The sequence below is a fragment of the Streptomyces soli genome (assembly GCF_003999195.1).
GTDB classification, from domain to species: Bacteria; Actinomycetota; Actinomycetes; order Streptomycetales; family Streptomycetaceae; genus Actinacidiphila; species Actinacidiphila soli.
Genome location: NZ_RJVR01000104.1, coordinates 13,489 through 36,893 on the forward strand (window position 1 = coordinate 13,489; position 23,405 = coordinate 36,893).

A 23,405-nucleotide genomic window follows, 5' to 3' on the forward strand; every position below is an offset into this window, starting at 1 on the left:
CGGCTCCAGATAACGATGGCATTGGTCGAGCAGATGACCTTGCGGATCTCGACGTCGAAGGAGAGGAAGGGCACGAACTCGCTCCAGGCCCGCTCCCAGCTCTGGGCGATCGAGGGATACCGTTTGCCCCACTTGACGGCGAACTCCTCAAGCCGGGTGCGGGCTTGTTCCTCGTTGACGGCGGTGTAGACGGGCTTGAGGTCGCGAGCGACGTCGGCCCAGTCCCGCCGCGAGGCATAGCGCAGGCTGTTGCGAATCAGGTGGACCACGCAGGTCTGCACGACCGTGGCAGGCCAGACGGTGTTCACCGCGCCAGGCAGGGCGGACAGGCCGTCGCAGACCAGCATCAGCACATCGCGCACCCCCCTGTTCTTGATCTCGGTCAGCACCGTCTGCCAGTACTTGGCGCCCTCGCCGCCGTCGCCGGCCCACAGTCCGAGGATCTCGCGGTAGCCGTCGGCGGGCGGTCCCGCCGAGCACTGCGGCCGAACGGGTGAGCATCATACGGAGGTTGACGCCATTCATCGTTGTACCTCGGGCTTTCTTGTCGTCACAGGTGGGCGCGCGGACACCACGGGGCGCGGGGTCCGGTCGAGCAGTCCTGAGAGCACCGCGACACCCAGACCGGCCACGGCGAGTGCCGCGCCGACCAAGTTGGGGGCGGTGTAACCGAGCCCGCCGCTGATCGCGAGCCCTCCGAGCCACGCACCGAGCGCGTTGCCGAGGTTGAAGGCTCCGATGTTCGCTGCCGATGCCATGGCGGGCGCGCCTTCGGCCTTGCTCATCACCCGCGTCTGGAGCGGCGGCACGGTCGCGAAACCGGCCGCGCCGAACACGGCGATGGTGAGGACGGCGGAAATCTTCCAGTGGGCGGTGAAGGCGAAGACCACCAGCACCACTGCCAGCACCGAGAGAATGACATAGAGGCTGGGCATCAGTCGACGGTCGGCAGCCTTCCCGCCGAGCACGTTGCCGACGCACAGCCCCGCCCCGAACAGCACCAGCAGCCAGGTCACCGAGCCCGGCCCGAAACCGGTGACCTCGGTCATCATCGGGGCGATATACGTGAAGGACGCGAAGACCCCGCCGAAGCCCAGCGTGGTCATGGCGAGCGCCAGCCACACCTGCGCCCTGCGGAACACCGCCAGCTCACGCCGGATCGCGTCAGGCGGTTCGGGCGGTTGAGCCGGCACCAGGGCCAGGATGCCCGCCAGACCCAGCAGCCCGAGCAGGGCGACCGCCCAGAAGGTGGAGCGCCAGCCGAAATGCTGGCCGAGCGCCGTCCCCAGGGGCACGCCGAGCACGTTGGCGACGGTGAGACCGGTGAACATCATGGCGATGGCGCTGGCCTGCCGCCCCGGGGCCACCAGGCGTGCGGCGACCACGGACCCGATGCCGAAGAAGGCGCCGTGACACAGGGCGGTCACCACGCGACCGGCCATCAGCAGGCTGTAGCCACCGGCGACCGCGCACAGCAGATTCCCGGTGATGAACACACCCATCAGGGCGACGAGCATGGTCTTGCGGGGGATCCGCGCTCCCACGGCGGTCATCAGGGGAGCTCCGACCACCACGCTGAGTGCGTAGCCGGACACCAGTAGCCCGGCCGACGGGATCGACACCGAAAGGTCCGTGGCGACCTGCGGCAGCAGCCCCACGATGACGAACTCCGTGGTGCCGATCCCGAAGGCACCGATGGCAAGGGCGATCAGGGCAGGGGGCATCGCAATGCCTCTCTCCAGGGTGAAATGACGATGAATCAGCTCACTGGTCAGATCTGGCGCAGGGCACCGCCGTCCACGGACCACTCGGCGCCGGTCACCTGTCCGGCCAGCGGCGAGAGCAGATAGGCGATCACCCGGGCCACGTCGTCGGCGGTCCCGATCCGCCCGCTGGGCAGTCGACGTACCTCGCGTACGAAGTGCGCGACCGCCTCCTCCGGGGGCAGGCCGAACCGCTCGGCCAGCTGCTCGGTGAATCCACCGGGCGCGTCCCACAGGGCGGTCCTGGTCGGCCCCGGCGAGATCACGTTGGAGCGGATGCCACGGGGACCGAACTCGGCGGCCAGCGACTTGGAGACCGACAGCGTGGCCGTCTTGGTGGCCGCGTAGTCGACCAGCGGGTAGTCCGGGAAGCGGGCTGCCTCGCTGGCCACATGCACGACGCTGCCCGCGCCCCGCTCCAGGAGGGCGGGCAGGACGGCCCGGGTGAAACGCATCGCGGAGAAGAAGTTCAGCTCGAAGGTGGCCTTCCAGTGCTCGTCCGTGACATCGAGGAAGCCGCTACGGGAGTCGAGGCCGCCGACATTGTTGACCAGGCCGTCCAGCCGGCCGTGAAGGTCCAGTACGGCGTCCAGCACGTGCCGTTCGCTGCCGGGCTCGGTGACATCGGCGGCGATGCCGGTGACGGCGGGCCCGAGTTCACCGATCGGCTCGGCCTTGCGGGCGACGCCGACCACCAGGGCGCCCTCGGCCGCCAGCAGTCGCGCGGTGGCCGCGCCGATGCTGGCCGAGGCGCCGGTGACGAGGAAGACCTTGCCGGTGAGTTCCAGATCCATGGGGATGCTCCGTGGGGGCGCGTACATGAACGGTGGGCAGGCGCGCGGGTGGCGGTGCCCGCCGGAACGGGGCACCGCCATGTGCGCGGGGAGAGGAGGCGTAGGCGTTACGTCCGCTGCCTGCCGCGTAGGAACAGGCCCGCCAGGACCGCTCCGACGGCCACGATCAGGGCGTTGACCAGGACCGCGGTGCTGACGCCGTCGAGGATCGCGGTCGCGTCGGTGGAGTCGCCGACACGGGAGGTGACGATGGCGCTCATGATCGGCGTGCCCATGGTGATGCCGATCTGCTGGGTCATGGTGGCCATGCCGGTCGCCATGCCCTGCTCGGTGTCCGGCAGTCCGGAGGTGGCGGTCACCATGAAGCCGACGATGACCAGCATGTTGCCCACACCGCCGACGAAGGTGGCGAGCAGCAGCAGCCACATCCAGCTGCGGTCGTCGCCGAGCCCGAGCAGCGCCGCCGTGGCCACGGCCTGGACGACGCCGCCGACGACCAGGGTGGGTGTCGTGCCGATCTTCCCGATCACGCGGGCCGCGGTGACACCGCCGGTGACGGTTCCCAGGCCCAGGACGGCGAACGACAGGCCGGCCGCGAGCGGGGAGAAGCCGAGCACCTTCTGGAGGTAGAGCGTCATCAGGAAGACGAGCGAGGTCTCGGTGACGAAGGCGATGAGACCCGCGAGGTTGCCCCAGATCACGGTGCGCCGTTGCAGGATCCGTACCGGCACCAGCGGCTGGGCCGAGCGCTTCTCCACGAAGTAGAACGCCACCAGGAGCACCACGCCCACCGCCAGCGAGATCAGCGCGGTGGTGCCCCCGAAGCCGTGCTCGCCGGCCGTCGTCAGGCCGTACACCAGGGCCAGCAGACCGACGGTCACGCTGAGCGCGCCGGGCACGTCGAGCCGGGCACGGTCGTCGCCGCGGCTCTCGGCGATGACCGTGGGGGCGATGATCAGCACGGCCAGCGCCACCGGCACGTTGATGAAGAACGCCCAGCGCCAGCTGAGCAGATCGGTGAGTACGCCGCCGAGCACGGCCCCTGTGGTGAAACCGGCCGACATCAGTGCCCCGTTGAGGCCCAGCGCCTTGTCGCGCAGCGGCCCTTCGGGGAAGGAGGAGGTCAGCAGGGACAGACCGGCCGGGGTGACGGCGGCGGTGGCCAGGCCCTGCGAGACCCGGGCGATCAGCAGCATCTCCGGATTGACGGCGAGACCGCCGACCAGCGATGAGACACCGAGCACCGCCAGGCCGATCAGAAACAGCCGGCGGCGGCCGACGATGTCCGCGATCCGGCCGAACAGCAGGGTGAATCCGGCGGCGGAGAGCGCGAAGGCGGTGGCGATCCACTGGAGGTTCGCCAGCGAGAAGCCCAGACCCCGGCCGATCACCGGCAGTGCGACATTGAGGATCGAGAAGTCCACGGCGAGCATGAACTGTGCGATCAGCAGGACGACCAGGACCAGCTTGAGCCGGCCGGTCAGCCGCTCCGGTGCGTCGGCCGCGCGAGCGGCGGGCACCTCATCGAGTGCGGACATCGTCAAACTCCGTTTCGCTTCAGGGTTTTGCTGCGAGTCTGTGATCGTCGGCGCGGCGCAGCCAGAGCCCTGTGCCGCGTACGCATCGGCTGCGTAGGACCGGGGGTCCTACCATTGGCAGGGTCAGGTTCGGCTCGGCCCGTCCGCGCCGGCCGGAGCGATACTGAGCGGTATGGACACTCCTGTGGAGCTCGGTGAATTCCTGCGGACCCGACGTGCCCGGCTTCAGCCGGAGGACGTAGGACTGGTCTCGTACGGAGCACGGCGGCGCGTTCCCGGCCTGCGGCGTGAGGAACTGGCCCAGCTGGCCGGAGTGAGCGCCGCGTACTACACCCGGCTGGAGCAGGGGCAGAGCAGCAACGCCTCCGAGGCGGTGCTGGACGCGCTCGCGCGGGCCCTGCGGCTGAGCGACGACGAGCACGCCCACCTGCGCAATCTCGCCCGCCCCAGCCGTTCCAAGCGCCGCCCGCCGGAGCGGCCGGACTGCGCGCGTACCGGCACCCGGCAGCTGATCGCGGCCATGGACGCGGTGCCGGCGATCGTCCTGGACCGGCGCAGCGACGTGCTGGCCTGGAACACCCTCGGCCACGCCCTGATCGCCGGGCACCTGGACCCCACCAGCCCCGACCGGCCCGAGGACCGGCCCAATCTCCAGCGCCTGCTCTTCCTGGACCCGCACACCAGGGAGCTGTATCCGCACTGGGGCGAAGAGGCGCGGCGCGCGGTCTCCTCGCTGCGGCTGGCCGCAGGGCGCAACGCCGACGACCGCAGGCTGGCCGAGCTGAGCGGTGAACTGCTGATGAAGAGCCCCGAGTTCGCAGCACTGTGGTCGCGTCACCCGGTGCGCAACTGCACCTCGGGCACCAAGTCCTTCCATCATCCACTGGTGGGCACCATGGAACTGGCCTTCGAGACTCTGCACACGGCGGACGAGTCCGGGCACTGGGTGCTGATGTACAGCGCCGAGCGCGGTTCCCCCGCCGAGGCCGGACTGCGGCTGCTCAAGGAAGTCTCTGTCGGTTCCTGCGGTGCCGCTGCGCCGGAGCCGGGATATTCGCGGAGCCCGCGCACCGCGTAAGTGATCTGTTATTCCGTATCCCTCCATCATTCCGCGCATTGGCGACGCTCCACCCTCATGGCAATTCTTGCCAGGCGTCCGCGCATTCAGCGGCGGCGGCCAGAACCGTTTCCGCACAATGCGCGGGAACGGAATCGATAATGCTGTCCCATTGCGCGGAGGCAACGGAATGCACTTCCAGTAGCCGCAGCAGCAGCCGGCCATTCTCGGTGAGCCGCAGAGACGGATCGCGATAGAGATTCCCGAAGAACGCGGTCCGTGCGCTCCTGGCCATGGACCCGGTCGCCGCGTCCGACGGCGTCGTCGTCGCCGTCGGTGCCGGGGGCCTGCTCCGGGGCGCGCGCCTGTGGAGCACCGGGTTCTCGCCACGGCGCATCCGGTCGCGTACGTCCCGGACCGTCCCCGGCGAGATCCCGGACTCGCGGGCGATCTCCCGCAGCGAGGCGCCCGGGTTCTCGGTGATGAACCGTTCCGCCGCGCGGCGGCCGTGCGAGCTGTCGAGCGGCCGCACCCGTCCGTCGTCTCCGATCCGGCTCTGCGCCTGCTGTGCTTCACCGGTGTCCTCCTCCGACGCGTGCCGCCGCAGTGCGCCGACGGTCTTGCCCGTGAGTCCGGCCAGCGAGGCGATGACCCGGTCCGACCACTGCGGGTGGCTGCGGACAACGGCCCGGGGCAACGCGCCAGGGGTCAGTGCTCAGCGCGCAGGACGCCTAGCAGCCCGTGTTTCTCGTCGTTGATTCCGCGTCGTCCCAGTAGCTGATGAACTCCGCCAGTGACCCCGCACAGGCCAGGAGCAGAAGGGCATGTTGTGGGCCCGGCAGCCGCAGTTGTCCGCCGCCGTGGCCGAGCACCCGTTCTTCGCGGGCCGGGACACCTACGAGTGGGTCAAGGCTTATCTGGCGCTGCAGCGGGCGAGCCGGGCGCTGGTTATGAGCGCCCGCGCTGCCGCATCGCCGGACGGCGTGGCAGTCACCCGTCCGGTCTAATCGCTGGGGCTGGAAGGGGGCTGCTGGCGACTGGTGGCCGGGCGGGTGCGGGGCAGGGCACTGCCGTGCGAGGCGGACGACCATGTCCGCGGGCTCGCGGCCGCATCGTCGGCCCGTGCGCCGAGGCTCAGGGACAGCGGGTGAAGGACCAGAGCCGGTCGAGCTCGGTGAAGCCCATGGAGTCGTAGAGCCGGTTGGCGGCGGTGCGGTCGTGCTCCGGGTCGCCGGGCGGGGCGTCGTCGTCGACGTAGGTGATCACCTCGCGGGCGCCCTCGGCGGCCAGGCGCGTGAAGCACTGCCGGAGCAGGTGGCGGCCGAGTCCGCGGTCGCGGTGCGCGGGGTCGGTGCTGATCCACCACAACACGCCGATCCCGTCGACGGGGCGGCCGAGGGTGGCCTCGCCGACCAGGGTGCCGTCGCTCTCACGCAGGTGCATCTGCCAGCCGGGCGGGTCGGCGCATTCGCAGACGTCAGCGACCGGGTAGGCGTCGGTCGGCAGCGGGCCGTCCAACGGGCGGTGGAGGTAGCGCCACCGGTCACGGCCGGCGAACCCGGCCGCCTCCAGTGCCCGGCGGGTCGCCGGGCGGTTGCGCACCGGCAGGCCCTCCAACCCGAGGCTGGGTGCGGAGGCGAACGCGAACGCGTACACCGTGCGCGGCCCGAACTGGCCGAGCGCGTGGCCGACCAGGGCCTCGGCGACTGCTTGGTCTTCCTCCTCGGCGTGCAGCCACAGGATCAGTCCGGCCCCGTCCCCGGGACGCTTCGCGTAGGAGACGACCCCCCGCACCCACCCGGACGGGTCGTGCACGACATCCGTGAGGACGTTGTCAAGCTAGGCCCACCAGCCGCCGTCCACCGGCGAGCGCCCGGCCAGTGCCGCGGCGAGCATCGCGGGCGTTGCCTCCGGCTGCCCCGGCAGCCGGTCGGCCTCCACCAGCGCGAGCACCGTGTCCTGGTCGCCGCCCGCGTACGGCCGCGCGGACAGTTGCGCCGCCGCTCCGACGATGGTGATCGCCACGCTCACGCCTCCCTTGGGCTGTCTCCCCCGCAGCCTCCCCCTGCCTGCGCCCGGACGCCAGAGCACCCGCCGCTGCGGGCCCAGGATCCACCATCCGCCTCCAACCGCCGATGCCACGCGACCGGGCAGTCCGCTCACGACGACGTTGGGGCGGGTTGGACTGGCGGTCCGGCTGGTGGGTGGTCACCGCATGGCAGCGCGGTCGGAGCCAGGGACGCGACGGCGTCGATGGCCTCGGCCAGGTGCTCTCGCTTGCCGTGGTGGCGTTTGAGCGTCAGAACAGCCCTCTTCACGTGCCCCTGCGACCATCGTCGTTACTCGATCGTGAACGCACCGCCGGTGTGCGACAGGCGAAGTAGCCGGGTCAGAGCGCGCGGCACTGCGTGCAGGTGCAGGTCGGCGCCGCTGGCTTTCGCGGCGCGGGCGGCGCTCAGCAGCGCGCCCAGCCCCGCGCAGTCGCAGAAGGTCAGGCCGGAGAAGTCGACGGTGACGTGCTGGTGAGTGGTGACGGCGGCGTGCAGGGCGGTCCGGACGTCGGCAGCGGTGGCGACGTCGAGTTCCCCGGCCACGGTCACGCGACAGCTGTCGGGTCCGGTGGCATGCACTGCAACATGGGTCGTCTCGGACATCGGCGCCCCCAGATGCGGTGGCGGGCACGGATGGATAGGTCGTGTATCCAGGGAACGCCTGATCAGACGCCCTGTCCACACCTGGGGGTGTGCTGCGCGGGGACTTGGGGCGGCTGCTGGGTGCGGTGGCCGCGTTCGAGGTCGGGAACGTCGTCGCCATGCTGCTGATCCTGCGCGCGAGGCCCCCGGCCACAGCAAAGGACGCGGCCATCCCATCGTTCGCCATGAGGGCACCGGGCCGCGGGAGTGGCCCGGTGCCCTCATGGGAGACCTTCAGGGTGACCTGTCGTGTGTCCTGCGGTCACCGCAGCCGGTCACGTGGCGGCGTGGTCGGCGGTCGTGGTGATGGTGGTGCGTTCTTGGTGTCGGCGCTCGTAGTCGAGTACCTGCCGGGCGAGGTCGGTGTCGGCCTCGCGCAGCCGGGTGCGGATCTCGTCGGCCTTCATGGAGTCGTAACCGGGCCAGGGTTCGTCCCCGCTCAGGTCCGCGATCTTGTTCAGGATCGTGGTACGGCCGGCATGGGCCCGCTCGTAGCCGTCGATGGTGGCCAGGTCGGCCTGGGACAGGTGCCGAAGTCGGTCAGTGACTTCGACGGCGGTCAGTTCGCCGTAGCCGGTAATCGGCAGCTGGTCCTCCGTGGCCGCGGCGCCTTTCACCTCGTCCCGCATCCGGGTCACGCCGGGCAGCCGCTCGATCGCACCTTCGAGCGTGCGTTCGGCCTGTTGCTCCCACTGTTCGGCTTGCCGCCCGCTTTCTTCGACCGTCTCCCGCAGGCGGCTCCAACCACCACGGACCGCCTCACCGGCCCCGGTGGAGCCGGCCTGCTCCGCACGGCGGCCGCCGTTCGCGGCGGCCACCACCGCCGCGGCCTGCTCTTGGAGGTTGTCGCCGAGCGTTTGGAGCAGTTCCTCGTCGTGGCGGCGGATGGAGCCGAGCAGGTCCGCGCCGGCGTCGTCGTCGGCCTCCTGGGCGATGCTTTCGCCGGCCCGGCAGGTAGCCACGGCCAAGGCGGTGATCGCGTACTCGTCCTCGGCGTTCTTCATCAGCTGGCGCTCCGCGGCCCTTCTCCGGCCCTGCAACAGGCCGGCCGGCACTGCCATGGCGACGTCGAGGGGGAGCCGGGCAACCCGGGTGGCCTGCCCGGCGAGGTGACGAGCCCCCTCGAGGGCGTCCCGGAGCAGACCGTGGGGCCGCAGCTGGTGCAGGTGTTCGTCGATGCTGCTGGCGTGTTCCTCGGCGTCGGCGACGTGGCGCTCCAGGATCCGCCGGTAGCTCCCGGCGGGGGTGACCGCTATGTGAGCCTGGAACTTCTCGACGACCGCAGCTTGGGCGTCGCGGGCGTCATGCAACGCCGGAATGACCAAATCCGTGGTGGTTGTCATCGCGTACTCCTCCTTTTAATGGTCCAGTGAGAACGAAGCCGGCGGCGGGCCCGGCCGGGGAATGCCGTTCGACCAACTGCCGGCTGTGCCTCGCAGATGTGGCCTCGTGCCGGAGCCTGCTCGGCGAGCCCCTGACCGGCGCCGCCGTCTGTCTGAGCTCGGGCAGCCGCACCGACCTTGGTCGAGCTGCCCACCCGCCACCCCGGACGGGACTGCCGGCCGACGGATACCGGGGCGCCTGCCCGAAGCTGGTTGACCGATGCCCGGGGACGCGAGATTCATCTGCGTCGACCCCGCTGCGGGTTCCTTGCTTTTGCGCGAGCCGCGCTACCTGGTCACCGTTGGTGTGCCCGGTGAACGAGATAACCCCAACCACTTCGTTCGCCGAGTTCCTGGAGCCCAGCTGCTACCTGCACCGGCTGAAGATGAGGACAAAACTTGACCGTGCACGGCCAAGTGTTTACGTCGTTGGTCTATGCGCGTCAACCGACGGCTCGTCACACTCCTTGCGGGTCCCCCCACTGCACAGCAAACCCACATCACGCGCACAGGCCCCTCGCCGGCGACCCTGCCGAGCCCGGCAGCCCCGGGTTGCCGGATCATCCCTACCCCCTGGGAGTCGCTCCGTGCCGAAGAAATGGTGGAAGTACCTGGCCGTGCTCGCAGCGGCCGTCCTCGCTGTCACCTTGTCCGTGACGGTCGGAAGCGCCGGTCCCCGTTATCACTCCACGCCCGATGCCGAGGAACATGAAGAGGTGGTGGCCAAACCGGCGTCGCTCACCGGGAGTTGCGGTGTGGAGCGGTGGTCGGTGAAGACCGGCACCGACGCGGATGCCGGGCTGATCAATCTCCAGTCCACGACGGCGACGACGATTGCCTCGCTCACCGCGATCCCGGCGCCGGGCACGCTGCCGGCCAACAACCGGGTGAAGCCAACCGAGACCACGGTCTACCGGCTGTCGGCGACGCTGACGCAGTACAAGCTCGAAGCGGACTCCGACTACCACCTGGTCCTGGACGACAAGGCCGGCCACACGATGATCGCCGAGATTCCCGATCCGGCGTGCCTAGGCGCCGGCAGTCCGCTGCTGTCCAGCGTGCAGAAGGCGCGCGGCCAGTTCGACGCGAAATACACGGCCACGGGCAGCTTCCAGACCGCGAATGTGCCCGTCACCGTCACCGGAGTGGGCTTCTTCGACTTCCAGCACGGCCAGACCGGGGTCGCCCCCAACGGCATCGAACTGCACAGCGTCCTTGACGTGCAGTTCGCAAGCGGCACCGGCGGCAGCGTCAGCGTCACGAATCCCGGCAGTCAGACCGGCACCGCGGGCACAGCCGCCTCGCTGCCGATCTCCGCGACCGACACGGCCAGCGGCACACTCAGTTACACCGCGACCGGCCTGCCCCCCGGCCTGGCGATCAACTCCGGCTCCGGCCTGATCTCGGGTACGCCCTCAACGGCCGGTACGTACAGCCCCACGGTCACCGCACACGACAGCACCGGCCCTTCCGGCAGCGCATCCTTCACCTGGACCATCAACCCCGCCGGCGCCTGCACGCCCGCCCAACTGCTGGGCAACCCCGGCTTCGAGACCGGCACCGCCGCACCCTGGACCTCGGGCTCCGGCGTCATCAGCAACAACACCTCCGAGCCCGCCCGTACGGGTAGTTGGGACGCCTGGCTGGACGGCTACGGCTCCACCCACACCGACACGCTCTCCCAGTCGGTGACCATCCCGGCCTCCTGCACCACCGCGAACTTCAGCTTCTACCTGCACATCGACACCGCGGAGACCACGACCGGCACGGCCTACGACAAGCTCACCGTCCAGGCCGGCTCCACCACCCTGGCCACGTACTCCAACCTCAACAAGAACACCGGCTACGCGCAGAAATCCTTCAGCCTGTCCTCATACGCCGGCCAGACCGTCACCCTGAAGTTCACCGGCACCGAAGACTCCACCCTCCAGACCTCGTTCGCAATCGACGACACCGCAGTCAACATCTCCTGAAACGAGTGGTCTCCCGCCCCGCACCGGGACGGGAGACCAACCACTCCTGTTCCCCAGTCACCACTCGCACCCGAACCGTCACGGTGGACCGGCACCACCAATGCCCGCGCCCTTCAACCCGGAACGGCCACCTTCCGCTCTGCCTGCACCGGCCACCGCTTCGCCCCCCGCACCCGGCTCTGGCAACTGGGCATCCACATCCCGCGCTGAGCGAGGACGCGGTTTGGCCCCGTGTGGAGAACGCGGCGCCTAACCGGTGGGAATGCCCGTCACGGGCGCCTCGTACAGTAAGCAGGTCCCGAGCGGCAGTGCACCGGTTTCAGCACGCCGGCGTCGGCTTCCTGGCGTCCAGCGCCAGTGCTACGAGCTCGTTCCTCATGGCCCTGGGCCGGTCGCGCTCAAGGAGCGCGACCGGCCCGACCGCTCGTGCGGCTACCAGCAGCCTCCGCCGGTCACGAACCGCTCGCTAGGCTTCGACGTATGGTCGAACACGCCGACGAGCCGGTGAGGGTCATCTACCGCCCGGGGGATCCGCAGAGTTCGCAGCTGCGCGTCCGCAGCGGGACACAAATTGTGGTCACGCTGCACGGCTCGCCTGCATATGGGTGGACTCCGGTCGAGGTCGCGGCAGGACCGTTGACGGTGGTCGAGGCGGGGGCGGGGGAGGGGACCACGACGGTCACCGTGTGCGCGACGAGTCCGGGAGAGGGCGAGCTGCGCTCGACGTCGACCTTCGCAGGGGACCGGTTCGGTCCGCAGAGCCGGCTGTGGCGGCTGCTGGTGCACGTCGATCCGTGACGGTCAGCGGACGACCGTGAGTGTCAACTGCCAGGCCCGGGAGGGCGGCCCGTTCGGGTCGGGGGTGTAGGTGTCGGCGGAGGTGAGGGTGGCTGTGCCCGGAGCCTCGGCCTGGGCTGTGGCGGCCCGGGTGCCGTCGGTCGTCACGCTGTTGTCCAGCACAGCGACCAGAGCTGGGGCGGAGCTGGTGACCGGCGCCCACCGGTAGTTGGACATCGACTGCAGGGTGACCACGATCCGTGTGCCGACGTGCACGCACGAGCTGCGCAGGGGGTTGTCCGCTACAGGGTGGAGCACCTGGACGGTGCCGCTCAGGCACAGACGAGTACTGCCGGGCGTCGCGGTGGCTGAACCGCCAGAGGGCGTTGGACCCGACGGCACCGAACTTGACGCCTGGGTGGCGGTACCGGTGCCGCAGGCGGCCAGGGCGGCCAGGGCGATGGCAGCCGGCAGTCGGATGGCGGTTCGGCGATGTTGCTTCATCACTGCCCCCAGACGGAGTGCGCGGGTACGGCGGAACGTTGGACGCCGATGCGCCCGCTTGGGTTCCCGGGTGCGGGACGCGTGAGCGCTCGCACGCCACCGGTAGGTCATTGGCACAGGGATAACCCTGTGTTTTTACTGTCGTTTGACTGTGCATCGTAAATTCCTGATTGCCTCCCCCTTAGTAATCGCAATCCGTCTTGTTCCGTGACATGTCCCGTGCAAGCATCGCGACTCGCGAACACGCGTGCAATTGGCGTGAACGTCCTTCACCGCCCCGCAAGCCGGGCCTATCTCCGGCTGCACGAAAGGATGTTCAATGTCACGCTCCCGACTCAGACGCACCCGGATAGCCGCCGTCGCGGTCCTGATTGCCTCCCTCCCCGCCGCCTGGCTCACCGCCCCCGCAGCCCAAGCGGCCGCCCCGGCGCCGGACGCGGCCCACGCCGTGCACCGCTCCGCGGACACCGGCCCCGCCGTACGACACGACACCTCCAAGCCGCTGCGCACCCTGGCGGCAGCCGCCGCGCACGGCCCCCACGGCCACCACAAGAAAAAGGAACAGGACGACGGCGAGGAGAGGCTGCCGCACCCGCCGGCCTCCCCGATCCCGGACCCCGTCGTGCAGTCCAGCCCCGGCGGCCCGTCCGCGCCCTCCACCGGCACGAACTTCGAGGGCATCGGCTCCGGCAACTACTCCATCACCGGGGTACCGCCGGACCCGAACGCCGCCGTCGGCACCAGCCAGATCGTCGAGACCGTCAACACCGCCTACGCCGTGTACTCCAAGACCGGCACCACCCTCCTGGCCCCGACCAACACCAGCACGCTGTGGTCCGGGTTCGGCGGCTCCTGCCAGACCACCAACGACGGTGACGCCGTCGTCCGCTGGGACACCCTGGCCAGCCGCTGGGTGGTCACCCAGTTCGCCAACGTCTCCTCGGCCTCGGGCCCGTACTACGAGTGCATGGCCGTCTCCACCAGCGCCGACGCCACCGGCAGCTACAACCGGTACGCCTACCAGTTCTCCAGCTTCCCGGACTACCCGAAGCTGTCGGTGTGGCCGGACGCGTACTACATCACCTACAACATGTTCACGGCCGCGGGTACCTTCCTGAACGCCGAAGTGTGCGCGATGAACCGGGCGAACATGCTGACCGGCGCCGCCGCCACGCAGCAGTGCTTCACCACCTCCTCGTCCTACGGCGGCCTGCTCGGCTCGGACCTGGACGGCTCCACCGCCCCACCCTCCGGCGAGCCGGAGCTGCTGGTGAGCTTGGGCACCACCAGTACGACGCTGGCCTACTGGAAATTCCACGTCGACTGGACCACCACAGCCAACTCCACCTTCACCGGCCCCACAGCACTGACCGTGGCCAGCTACACCACAGCCTGCGGAACCACCGGCACCTGCATCCCACAAACCGGCACCACTCAACAACTCGACTCGCTGTCGGACCGGACCATGTTCCGGCTGGCATACCGCAACTTCGGTGACCACGAATCCCTGGTCGTCAACCACGCCGTCACCGCCGGGACTTCGGTGGGCGTGCGGTGGTACGAGCTGCGGCTGTCCGGCGGCAACCCGACCGTCTACCAGCAGGGCACCTACGCCCCGGACTCCACGTACCGCTGGATGGGCTCGATCGCCCAGGACAAGGTCGGCAACACCGCCCTCGGCTACTCCCAGTCCTCCTCCTCGGTACACCCGGGGATCCGGGTCACCGGGCGGCTGGCCGGCGACACCCTCGGCACGATGACGCAGGGCGAGACCACACTCATCACCGGCGGCGGATCCCAGACCAGCTACAGCCGCTGGGGCGACTACACCTCGATGGCCATCGACCCGTCGGACAACTGCACCTTCTGGTACACCAACGAGTACATCCCGGCCAACGGCAACTTCAACTGGCACACCAGGCTGGCCGCGTTCACCCTGCCCAACTGCGCCTCCACCGCGACGAACGACTTCTCGGTGGCGGTCAGCCCGACATCATCGAGCGTCACGGCCGGGTCGTCGGCGACCACTACCGTGTCCACCGCGGTGACCGCCGGCTCCGCGCAGTCGGTGAGCCTGTCCGCCACCGGCCTGCCCACCGGCGCAACCGCCACCTTCAACCCGACATCGGTCACCGCGGGCAGCTCCTCCACGCTGACGGTCGCCACGTCCTCGTCCACCCCGGCGGGCACCTACAACATCACGGTGACCGGCACCGGCGCCTCCGCCACCCACACCGCGACCTACAGCCTCACGGTCACCTCAACCTCAGGCGGCGGGATCACCAACGGCAGCTTCGAGACGGGCAGCCTGTCCGGCTGGACGTCAGCCGGCACCACCTCGGTGGTCAATACCGGCGCGCACACCGGTACGTACGCCGCACGGGCCGGCAGCACCTCGCCGACCAACGGCGACTCCTCGGTGGCCCAGACCTTCACCGCCCCCACCGGCACCAGCACGCTGTCCTTCTACTACAACCTGACCTGCCCGGACACGATCACCTACGACTGGGCGACAGCCACACTCAAGGACAACACCAGCGGCACGACCACCACCGTGCTGGCCAAGACCTGCGTGTCCTCCTCCGGCTGGCTCCAGAAGACCGCATCGGTCACCGCGGGCCACAGCTACACGCTCACCCTGATCAGCCACGACGACAACTACACCGGCGACGCCACCTACACCCGCTACGACGACGTGACCCTGTCCTGACCGACATCCGGTCCTGAGCCACGACGTCCCATGGGCGGACCGCCCGCGCGCAACGGGCGGTCCGCCCCCTCCCATCCCACACGCCGGCACCCCATGGCGTTCCTCCCACCCGGGCCACGAGCCCGTCCAGGACAAGGGGTCAAGGTCAGGCGGCGCCTGAATCGGCGGACCGTGGAGGGTATGGGGCTCTCAGATCGGCGAGCAGGAAGCGGCGATGGAGCGGGACGGCTCGAGTCCTGCTTCTCTGGCCGTGGGCCGCACAGCCGTGCGGCGACCCGTACGGACGCCGGCTCGGGCGCGTAGCGTGCCAGGATCGGCTCCACGTCGGCTGCTGGTCGACCGCGTAGTAGCGCTGCCCACGAGCCGATCGGCGACGATCAACCGACGTATCGCCCTGGCGAGCTGGCTGCCGGGGTTTCTCCGCGCGTGATCAGTAGCGGCTGAGCTGGGTCGGCAGTCTACTTAGGTCCGTAGATGGTGACGTCGGTCAGGCTCGCCACGCGCTGCGACAACTGGTGGGCCGTGACGCCGGTCCGGGTGAGCGAGAAGGTCAGGTCCCTCTTGCCGGGCAGCATCTTGTCGGGGGGGAGTTTCACCGTTCCGGTGGGGGAGCTGATCGGCAGGTCCAGGCCGTGCGAGCCGGAGGCGCCCAGCTGCACACGCAGCCGGTACCCGGACGAGGCGTCGAAGTGCAGTCCCGTGACCGCGTAGCCGATGGTGGCGGGCAGGGTGATGGTCTGGCCGGACCGCAGTGTGGTGATGCGTACGACCGCAGTGGAACCGGACGGGGAAGGGCTCGCCGTGCCCGACTCGCTGCTGGGCGGCGGCGTGGTGGCCGAGCTCGCGCGGCCTGTTGGGGCCGCGCTCGTGGACGCCGGGCCGGAGGGGCCGGCCGATGTCCGGTGCCCGGATGAGCAGCCGGTGAGGAACAGGGCGGCAGCCGCGACGAGGACGGCCGCGGCCGGCGGCAGTGGCAGGCGGGTGCGAGGGCGGGCAGGCATGGTGATCCTCCTCGGCCCGGCCTGTGGGGGGCCGGACCACCGGTGGTCTTGTGGGTTCGACGTGGGGGCGGTGCCCGGCGTTCCGTGGCCGATACCGCCCTCACGTCGAAGGATGGGTCAGCTGCAGTTGTGTGCGTCGCTGGTTGCCGAGCCCACCACCACGTCGACCAGGCCTGCGGCGGCGGTGAGATGGACGGCGTTCACGGTCAGGCCGAAGTCGGCGCCCGGTACCGCTTGTTGTTCGTTGATGACGAGCTTGGCTCCGCCGCCGAGGTCGATCGCGCTGTTGGGTGCGGTCGGCACCGTCGTGGGCACACCGGCGATGGTAAGCGTGAGCGTGCTGCTGCCGGTCGCCGCTGTGCAGGTGCTGGTGGACGAGGCAGTCAGCCCGCTGATCCCGATCACGGGGACGTCGGGGATGCCGATGCTGACGTCCTTGACGGTGGTGGTGGAAGTGGAGGTGCCGGGCGCGAGGGTGGTGGTCACCTTTGGGCACAGGGCGTGGGCGGTGATCAGCAACGTAGCTACCGACGCCGTGCACGGCGTGTTGGTGGTCGTCGCCTGGGCGGTCCGGACGGCTCCGGTGTCCGGGGTCGGCGGGATGGTGAGCGAGGTCAGCAGCAGATTGACCTTGCCGGTCAGGCCGTAGGCGCGGCCGGTGTAGTACTCGAGTTTGAGCGATGCGGTGGCGCTCGACGGCCGGTAGTAGGCGTCGCCCTCGAAGGTGGCGGTCAGCGGCACGGTCGCGGTGTCGTTGAGTGGCTGGTTCGCCTTGTCGATGGTACAGGCCGCGTGTCCGGCGGCGTCCGTGGTGCCGGTGCAGGTCTGCTGGCTGGCGCCGGTGCCCAGAACGAAGCTGACCTGGCGTCCGGCGATCGGCGGCGCATCGTCCTCGGTCAGCGTGCCGGACAGGTGCACCGGGGTGCCGTTGGCGATGCGGCCCGGGCCGGTGTAGGCCAGCGAGGTCTCTTCCTTGGTGATGGTGAAGGTGGCGGAGGCGGTGCTGCCGGACGTGGTCGAGTTCCCGGCGAAGCTCGCGGTGATGGTGGTCGAGCCAGGGACGTTTTGGGGTGTCAGCGAGCAGCTCGCGGTGCCGGAGCTGTTGGTGGTGCCGCTGCAACTCTGGCTGCCGAGGGTGAAGTCGACGGTCGCGCCGGATACCGGGCTGCCGCCGGCCGTCAGCACCGCGCTGGCGGTGAAGGCGTCGTGGTAGTCGGAGGTCGTCGCGCCGGTGTAGGTCAGGGTGCTCGCGGTGGGCGGCGGCGTGACCTGGCCCTCCTTCACGCGGGCGGTGTACATGTCGAAGCTGTTGTTCGCCCCGTCCGGATTGTCGCCGGTGCTGTTCGAGTTGTCCGCCCAGAACGGGTAGAAGCTGCCGCTGTCGTACGCCAGCCCGGTGTAGTCGCCGTAGTCAATGCCGTTATGCGCCTGCGAGGCGTTGGACGTCCCGTCGCTGACCCGGTCATTGGCCGCGAAAGCCGTGCCGGCGTCGCTGGTGCTGGCGTATAGCTGTGCCGTGTCATTGGCCGAGCCAGCATTGCGCGCGTCGTGCCACGACACCGCGATCTTGCCGGACGTCTGATCCACCGCGATCCGTGGCAGGAACTGGCTGTTGGTTCCGCTGTCGTCATTCACCCTGACGGGCGAACTCCAGTTGGCGCCCGAGTCGTCGGAGAACTTCACGAAGACGTTCGTGTCCGTGCTGCTGTTGGACGGTGCGTCCGTATAGACGTAGTACAGCCGCCCGTTGTGGGATCCGCCGCTACGGTCCCAGGCCAGCCCACCTTCCGCGTCGATCGTGCGGCTGCTCTGCGCCGGGATCGGGTAGAACGCGCCGATGTGGAGATCCACCACGGTCGCCTCGGTCTGGAACCCCCCGCTGCCCAGCCCGTCCGAATCAAGCGCCGTGTAGAGCTTGCCCGCCTCGCTGCCGCCCTGTGGTCGCTGGTATGTGACCATGACGGCGCCCGTCGGGCTGACCGCGATGTCCCCATAGTCGCCCGACCCGGCTTGCTGCGTCGCGGAGAAGGACCCGACACCGGACGTGCCTTGCCCGGTGACCTTGGCGCCCACCGTGGTTATGGCGTTGGAGTGCGAGGTGTCCGTCCACACCACCCAAACACTGCCGGCTCCGGTGGTGATGGTCGGCTGGTCGGCGCCGGAGCCCGTTGAGAGGTCGGCCAGCACGGAGAAGTTCTGACCGCCGTCCGTGGAGAGCACGACGTGCACGCCGCCGGTGTCGGCATTGCTGTCCATGTAGACCAGGAAGAGATTCCCGAAGTCGTCCCACGACAGGCTTGGGTCACAACACGCCTTGGGCAAGCTGCCGTTAGACCCGTCAGCGATGGTCCGATGGGTCCACGTGGCTCCCGAGTCCGTGCTGTACGCGGCGGTCATGCCGTCACCGGCCCCGTCGCCGTTGTTGGACACGGCGGCCAGCCTGCTCGGATTGGTCGGGTCGACGGCTATCGCCCCCTCGGCCTGATTGCCGGCGCTTCGCGTGACGTTGACCACCGCGCCCACCGTCGCCGCCTGCGCGGGAACGGCTATACCTACCGATAAGCCGAGCCCTGCGACCATCAGAAGCAACGTCATCGCGTGCGCCGCCCAAGCGCGCCATCTCAACCCGTGATGTTCTCTCACCCGAACCACCCCTCCCGGCTGGGTGATCCGGCACAGATCCCCCAGTGCTGGCTACTGTCATGGGCCTGACATCACATGATGATAGGAAGAGGTGCACTGGGCGCGAATGGGCATGACGTGAACATCCGGTGCGGGTCCGGTAAGTCCCATTAGGTAGATTTGTGCGAGGAGTCGCCAGTCGCACCGTCCCGGCTGTCCCGCGCCCGGCGTCGTCTTGATGGTGGCCGTGGCGGTCGCAGAAGGTTCCACCACTGCTGGTGATCGGCAGCCAGATCTCCGGACGCGCCACTCCTGCCCACGGGCTTCCCGCGGGCAGGCGGTGGACGGGAAAGCCGCGAGCGACCTCTTCTCCCTCGGGGTGACGCTGTACCAGTCCGTGGAAAAGGTGTCGCCGTTCCGCCGCGATACCCCAGCCGCAACACTCACCGCCGTCCTGTCCCACCAACCGCACCCGCCGGAGCGTGCCGGACGACTCGCACCCCTCATCACGCAACTCCTCCGGCCGTGTGAGCACCGCTTCAGTGACGTGGAGCTTACGGTGAACCTCCCTGGCCTGAAGGCCGGGGCTTCTGTCTTGCGCTGACTGGTCAGGTGGCGTGGACGGGTGTCCGGCCAGCACCCGCGAGGGTGGTGGTGCCGTCTGTCTGGTCGGTGCTGTCTCCTCGTGGTGAGGGGACGACAATTACGCCCGCGGTGGTGCTGCGGGTGGCCCGGTTCGGGGCACTACGCCGTGCTTCCCTGCCCGCCCCCGTACCAGATCGTCCGAGGGCGTCCGACCGACGACTCGGCGGCGCAGACCGCTGCCGACCGGCTGTCGGCGGACCTCCACGCCGAACAGGCCAAGGCGAGCGACGTGAACGTGAGCGTCGCGCTCGGTAACTACGCGGTCGTCGCCAACGCCAACGTCGGCGAAGCCTCACATTCCCAGATGTACGGCTACCTCCGCTCGGCGTGCAAGGACGTCGGCATTACTCCCTAGAGCTAAATGAGCCCGCCAGATCTGCTCATCGATCGCGTGAGCGGCCTCGGCAACGTCATGGTCCGCGACCAGACTCACCGTGGCCAAGGGGGTAGCGAAGGGCAGGTCCTCCAGGCCGGCGTCCAGGGCTGCTCCTGCTGGACCGTTTCCTCCATCGGCGCGCTCAGTGATCACGACGGAACGAGTGTGTGAGCGCCCATCCGGGGCGCGCAGAGCTTCTCGGTTTCGGCCGGCCCCTGCACGGAACGCGACCGCTGCCGTGGTGAGTTGGGCGGCAACGGTCGCACCAACCCTTGCAGCAACGGCTGCGCCAACGGCGCAACGCACCGTGACCGGCCGCGTTCCCGCAGGTCAGACCCCATGGCGAGTACCAGCAAGACCCGGACATACCCTGTCTGCGTCCCTTCCCGCTGCTCCTGATGCTGAATGAGGCGGGGGTGCGGTCGTGCCGGGCAGCCAAGGGGACCGGCCATCCGCTGCGTTCGGCCCGTGGCGGGGGTCTGCGGTGTCTGTCAGACCGGTGAGCTGGAGTGCGCACGAGGGCCGGTACCCGTTCATCTGGCCTGCCCTCCTCGCCTACCGTTGCAGGGCCCGGTATGCCCCGGCCGGGACCACCCTCGACCGACTGGCCGATGTGCCGGTTAGGGCGAGCCCGGGGTGGCAGAAAGGGTGGGTTATTCGTCATTGCGGCCATCGCGGTCGCCGCGAAGGATGGATGTCATGACGCAGCGATCCGTGCTGGTTGTCGTCTTCGACGACGTGCAGAGCCTCGATGTGACGGGCCCCGTGGAGGTGTTCACGGGGGCAGGGCGCCACTGCGGGGAGCCGTACGAGATCCGCACCGCCTCACTCGACGGCACTGCTGTGCGTACATCCAGCGGTCTCATCCTCGTCCCGGACTGCGCCCTGGCCGAGGCCGAAGCGCCTCACACCCTGCTCGTCCCGGGCGGCAGCGGCACCCGCCACCCCGACCCCCGGCTGATCAGCTGGCTGCGCGAGCACGCACCGCGCGCCGAGCGCATCGTCTGCGTGTGCAGCGGCGCGCTGCTGCTGGCCGAAGCCGGACTGCTCGACGGCCATCGTGTGACGACACACTGGTCGGTCTGCGACCACCTGGCCAGGACGTACCCGGCTGTGGAGGTCGATCCGGACCCGATCTTCGTACGCGACGGGAAACTTGCTACCTCCGCCGGAGTCACCGCGGGCATCGATCTCGCGCTCGCCCTGGTCGAGGAGGACCACGGCAGGGACACCGCGCTCACTGTCGCCCGCCATCTCGTCGTCTTCCTCCGGCGCCCGGGCAACCAGGCCCAGTTCAGCGCCCAGCTCGCCGTCCAGACCGCCCGGCGTGAACCGCTGCGCGAGGTGCAGCAGTGGATCACCGAGCACCCGGACCACGATCTGTCCGTCGAGCGCCTCGCGGAACGCGCCAGCCTCTCGCCCCGCCACTTCGCCCGCGCCTTCCAGTCGGAGATCGGCACGACACCCGGCCGGTACGTCGAGCGCGTACGCCTGGAGCACGCCCGGCGGCTCCTCGAAGACACAGCCGACGGTGTCGGTCAGATCTCCCGCGCCTGCGGCTATGGCACTCCGGAGGCGATGCGCCGTGCCTTCGTGAAAGCCCTGGGCACCGCTCCGGCCGAATACCGCCGTCGCTTCCACCCGTACTCACCAGGTGAACTCACCCGCTGAAAGGCAACGCCATGCAGATCGCGATCGTCCTCTTCGACCGCTTCACCGCACTGGACGCGGTCGGCCCCTATGAGATGCTCTGCCGCATCCCCGGTGCCGAGACGGTCTTCGTCGCCGAACAACCGGGCCCAGTGCGGGGCGACCGCGGCAGCCTGGCGCTTGTCGCGGACAAGACGCTCGACGAGGTGCCGTCCCCCGACATCGTCGTGGTGCCCGGTGGCCCTGGTCAGTCCGCCCAGATGGACAACGAGGCGCTGCTCGGCTGGCTGCGCAGCGCCGACGCCACCAGCACCTGGACGACGTCGGTGTGCACCGGCTCGCTACTGCTCGCGGCGGCGGGTCTGCTCAAAGGTCGCCGTGCCACGTCGCACTGGCTCGCGCTGGACGTCCTGGCCGTGTTCGGTGCCGAGCCGACCGGCGAACGCGTCGTCGCCGACGGCAAGTTCATCACCGCGGCCGGGGTCTCCTCGGGAATCGACATGGGCCTCACCCTGGTCGGCAGGGTCGCCGGCGACGAGTACGCGCAGGCCGTCCAGCTGGGGACCGAGTACGACCCCCAGCCCCCGTACGACGCCGGCTCGCCGCGCAAGGCCCCGGCCGCGCTTGTCGCCGAGCTCCGCACCAAGAGCAGGTTCATCCTCCATTAGGTGCGTAACGCGTGCGGCTCCGCGTTCTCATGAGGTGCGATCTCTCGGTTTAGTGTCAGTGGCGGTGTTGTCAACGCTGAGGCCAGCAGTCTCGGGGGGGCCCCTAGCTCTTTCGTCAAGCCCGGCGACGATGTCAGCCATGACGATGAGGGTGGGCCAGCCCACCTTGACCCCGGTCCAGTGGGCTGGCTCGTCCTGGAGCCAGCGGGCTGATCCTAAAGACTGTTGAAGTCGGGGATGGTGATTGAGCCGTCTGCGGCAAGCGGGAAACCTGGGTTGTGAGCGACTTCCCAGGCATGGCCGTCAGGGTCGACGAAGACACCTGCGTAGCCGCCGTAGAACGTCGTGGCCGCAGGACGGGTGACGGTAGCGCCCGCTTGCTCCGCTGTCGCTATGAGCTCGTCGACTTCGGCTGGGGATCGCACGTTGTGAGCGAGCGCGATCCCGCCGAACCCAGCCGATTGACGATCTTCAACGCCGCAGTCGAGCGCGAGCTTGTCGAGGGCCCACAGGACGAGCCCGACGCCACCCGCCTGGAAGAAGACGGTTTCCTGAACCGTCTGCCCCTCCCAGCCCAGGGACTCATAGAACGACCGGGCACGTCCAAGATCGGCAACACCCAGCGTGATCAGACTGATGCGCTGTTCCATTTGGCTCACCCTATCCGGCCTCCGAGCCCTTCGGAGAGGCCCCTGCGTAACTCACCGACGGAGCACGTCTCTTGAAGTGAAAGACGTCATCAGGTTGGCGAGATCACCAGCATGGGGTTCGTGGTCACCACGTGGTGACGGGCTCGTCCCGTAGCTGCGCGGCCTGCGACAAGGGTCAGGCTGCGGATGCCGGTCGTGATTCGTAGAAGGTGCCGTCGCGGAGCATGGCGAACAGGACGTCGACGCGGCGTCGGGCGAGGCAGAGGAGAGCTTGGGTGTGGGTTTTGCCCTGGGTGCGTTTGCGGTCGTAGTAGGTGCGGGAGGCCGGGTCGGCCAGTGATGCGAACGCGGCGAGGAAGAAGGCGCGTTTGAGCTGCTTGTTTCCGCGTCGGGAGGGTTGTTCGCCGCGGATGGAGGAGCCGGAGATGCGGGAGGCGGGGGCCAGGCCGGCGTAGGCGGCGAGGTGTCCGGAGGTGGCGAAGGTGCTGGCGTCGCCGACGTCGACCCTCTCTGACAGTCTCGGCTGAGACGCCCGGCTTGTCGGGTTACCCTTTGTGGGCGAGACAGGAGAACCCCCGAGCATGGCCAGCACTACGACCCCC

Annotated in this window: 20 protein-coding genes and 2 pseudogenes; 8 read left to right on the forward strand and 14 right to left on the reverse strand. The window is 69.3% G+C overall.

The genetic code is table 11. From position 1 onward, the window contains the following. Positions 1-14 precede the first annotated feature (14 nt). The 4 genes and pseudogenes from EFK10_RS08685 to EFK10_RS08700 all read right to left on the reverse strand — a co-directional run. Positions 15-470, reverse strand: a pseudogene (locus EFK10_RS08685) (IS256 family transposase); the annotation flags it as partial. Positions 471-521: 51 nt separating this feature from the next. Beyond that, positions 522-1,724, reverse strand: coding sequence for an MFS transporter (locus tag EFK10_RS08690; protein WP_127355163.1), 1,203 nt, complete (start codon positions 1,722-1,724; stop codon positions 522-524). Positions 1,725-1,771: 47 nt separating this feature from the next. Next, complete coding sequence (locus tag EFK10_RS08695) at positions 1,772-2,557, reverse strand: SDR family NAD(P)-dependent oxidoreductase (protein ID WP_206305364.1); 786 nt, start codon at positions 2,555-2,557, stop codon at positions 1,772-1,774. Positions 2,558-2,664: 107 nt separating this feature from the next. Continuing rightward, positions 2,665-4,095, reverse strand: a complete 1,431-nt coding sequence (locus EFK10_RS08700; protein WP_127355164.1) for an MFS transporter — start codon at positions 4,093-4,095, stop codon at positions 2,665-2,667. A gap of 172 nt (positions 4,096-4,267) precedes the next feature. Here EFK10_RS08700 and EFK10_RS08705 point away from each other — a divergent pair, with 172 nt between their 5' ends. After that, a complete protein-coding gene (locus tag EFK10_RS08705) occupies positions 4,268-5,173 on the forward strand; it encodes a helix-turn-helix transcriptional regulator (RefSeq protein WP_127355165.1) in 906 nt (301 codons plus the stop codon). A 55-nt stretch (positions 5,174-5,228) separates the two neighbouring features. Here the strand turns inward: EFK10_RS08705 and EFK10_RS08710 are convergent, their stop codons facing one another. Further along, positions 5,229-5,849: a winged helix-turn-helix domain-containing protein gene (locus tag EFK10_RS08710; RefSeq protein ID WP_164835892.1), complete on the reverse strand. Its 621-nt coding sequence runs from the start codon at positions 5,847-5,849 to the stop codon at positions 5,229-5,231. Positions 5,850-5,976: 127 nt separating this feature from the next. Here EFK10_RS08710 and EFK10_RS08715 point away from each other — a divergent pair, with 127 nt between their 5' ends. Continuing rightward, on the forward strand, positions 5,977-6,159 hold the full coding sequence (locus EFK10_RS08715; RefSeq protein ID WP_127355167.1) for a hypothetical protein: 183 nt from the start codon (positions 5,977-5,979) through the stop codon (positions 6,157-6,159). Between the two features lie 127 nt (positions 6,160-6,286). Here EFK10_RS08715 and EFK10_RS08720 read toward each other — a convergent pair whose 3' ends face one another. The 4 genes from EFK10_RS08720 to EFK10_RS47150 form a co-directional block, all read right to left on the reverse strand. Beyond that, positions 6,287-6,967, reverse strand: a complete 681-nt coding sequence (locus EFK10_RS08720; protein WP_240677082.1) for a GNAT family N-acetyltransferase — start codon at positions 6,965-6,967, stop codon at positions 6,287-6,289. Positions 6,968-6,991: 24 nt separating this feature from the next. Beyond that, a complete protein-coding gene (locus tag EFK10_RS49740; protein ID WP_240677083.1) occupies positions 6,992-7,177 on the reverse strand; it encodes a hypothetical protein in 186 nt (61 codons plus the stop codon). 314 nt (positions 7,178-7,491) lie between these two features. After that, positions 7,492-7,752: an STAS domain-containing protein gene (locus EFK10_RS08725; protein ID WP_164835893.1), complete on the reverse strand. Its 261-nt coding sequence runs from the start codon at positions 7,750-7,752 to the stop codon at positions 7,492-7,494. A gap of 368 nt (positions 7,753-8,120) precedes the next feature. Continuing rightward, positions 8,121-9,188 carry a hypothetical protein gene (locus EFK10_RS47150; RefSeq protein ID WP_164835894.1) on the reverse strand — a complete coding sequence of 356 codons (1,068 nt, stop codon included), beginning with the start codon at positions 9,186-9,188 and terminating at the stop codon, positions 8,121-8,123. 1,265 nt (positions 9,189-10,453) lie between these two features. Here EFK10_RS47150 and EFK10_RS49745 point away from each other — a divergent pair. Both EFK10_RS49745 and EFK10_RS08740 read left to right on the forward strand, forming a co-directional pair. Continuing rightward, positions 10,454-11,200: pseudogene (locus EFK10_RS49745) on the forward strand (putative Ig domain-containing protein); the annotation flags it as partial. A 480-nt stretch (positions 11,201-11,680) separates the two neighbouring features. After that, entirely contained in the window at positions 11,681-11,998 is a 318-nt protein-coding gene (locus tag EFK10_RS08740) for a hypothetical protein (RefSeq protein ID WP_127355170.1), read from the forward strand. Between the two features lie 3 nt (positions 11,999-12,001). On the opposite strand, the gene EFK10_RS08745 is transcribed toward EFK10_RS08740, so the two are convergent. Continuing rightward, a complete protein-coding gene (locus EFK10_RS08745) occupies positions 12,002-12,481 on the reverse strand; it encodes a hypothetical protein (RefSeq protein WP_127355171.1) in 480 nt (159 codons plus the stop codon). Between the two features lie 319 nt (positions 12,482-12,800). Between EFK10_RS08745 and EFK10_RS48510 the strand changes: the two genes are divergently transcribed. Further along, entirely contained in the window at positions 12,801-15,191 is a 2,391-nt protein-coding gene (locus EFK10_RS48510; protein ID WP_206305365.1) for a hypothetical protein, read from the forward strand. A gap of 458 nt (positions 15,192-15,649) precedes the next feature. Here EFK10_RS48510 and EFK10_RS08755 read toward each other — a convergent pair whose 3' ends face one another. Both EFK10_RS08755 and EFK10_RS08760 read right to left on the reverse strand, forming a co-directional pair. Further along, positions 15,650-16,192, reverse strand: a complete 543-nt coding sequence (locus EFK10_RS08755; RefSeq protein ID WP_127355172.1) for a hypothetical protein — start codon at positions 16,190-16,192, stop codon at positions 15,650-15,652. Between the two features lie 117 nt (positions 16,193-16,309). Beyond that, positions 16,310-18,787, reverse strand: a complete 2,478-nt coding sequence (locus EFK10_RS08760) for a sialidase family protein (protein WP_127355173.1) — start codon at positions 18,785-18,787, stop codon at positions 16,310-16,312. Between the two features lie 778 nt (positions 18,788-19,565). On the opposite strand from EFK10_RS08760, the gene EFK10_RS08765 reads away from it, so the two are divergent. From EFK10_RS08765 to EFK10_RS08775, 3 genes are all read left to right on the forward strand, one after another. Then, positions 19,566-19,814, forward strand: coding sequence for a hypothetical protein (locus EFK10_RS08765; RefSeq protein ID WP_127355174.1), 249 nt, complete (start codon positions 19,566-19,568; stop codon positions 19,812-19,814). 720 nt (positions 19,815-20,534) lie between these two features. After that, entirely contained in the window at positions 20,535-21,506 is a 972-nt protein-coding gene (locus EFK10_RS08770) for a GlxA family transcriptional regulator (protein WP_127355175.1), read from the forward strand. Positions 21,507-21,517: 11 nt separating this feature from the next. Continuing rightward, entirely contained in the window at positions 21,518-22,153 is a 636-nt protein-coding gene (locus tag EFK10_RS08775) for a DJ-1/PfpI family protein (protein WP_127355176.1), read from the forward strand. A gap of 215 nt (positions 22,154-22,368) precedes the next feature. Here the strand turns inward: EFK10_RS08775 and EFK10_RS08780 are convergent, their stop codons facing one another. Then, positions 22,369-22,803, reverse strand: coding sequence for a VOC family protein (locus EFK10_RS08780; RefSeq protein ID WP_127355177.1), 435 nt, complete (start codon positions 22,801-22,803; stop codon positions 22,369-22,371). 175 nt (positions 22,804-22,978) lie between these two features. Next, a partial coding sequence (locus EFK10_RS08785) for a transposase (protein ID WP_240677084.1) occupies positions 22,979-23,405 on the reverse strand: 427 nt, incomplete at its 5' end.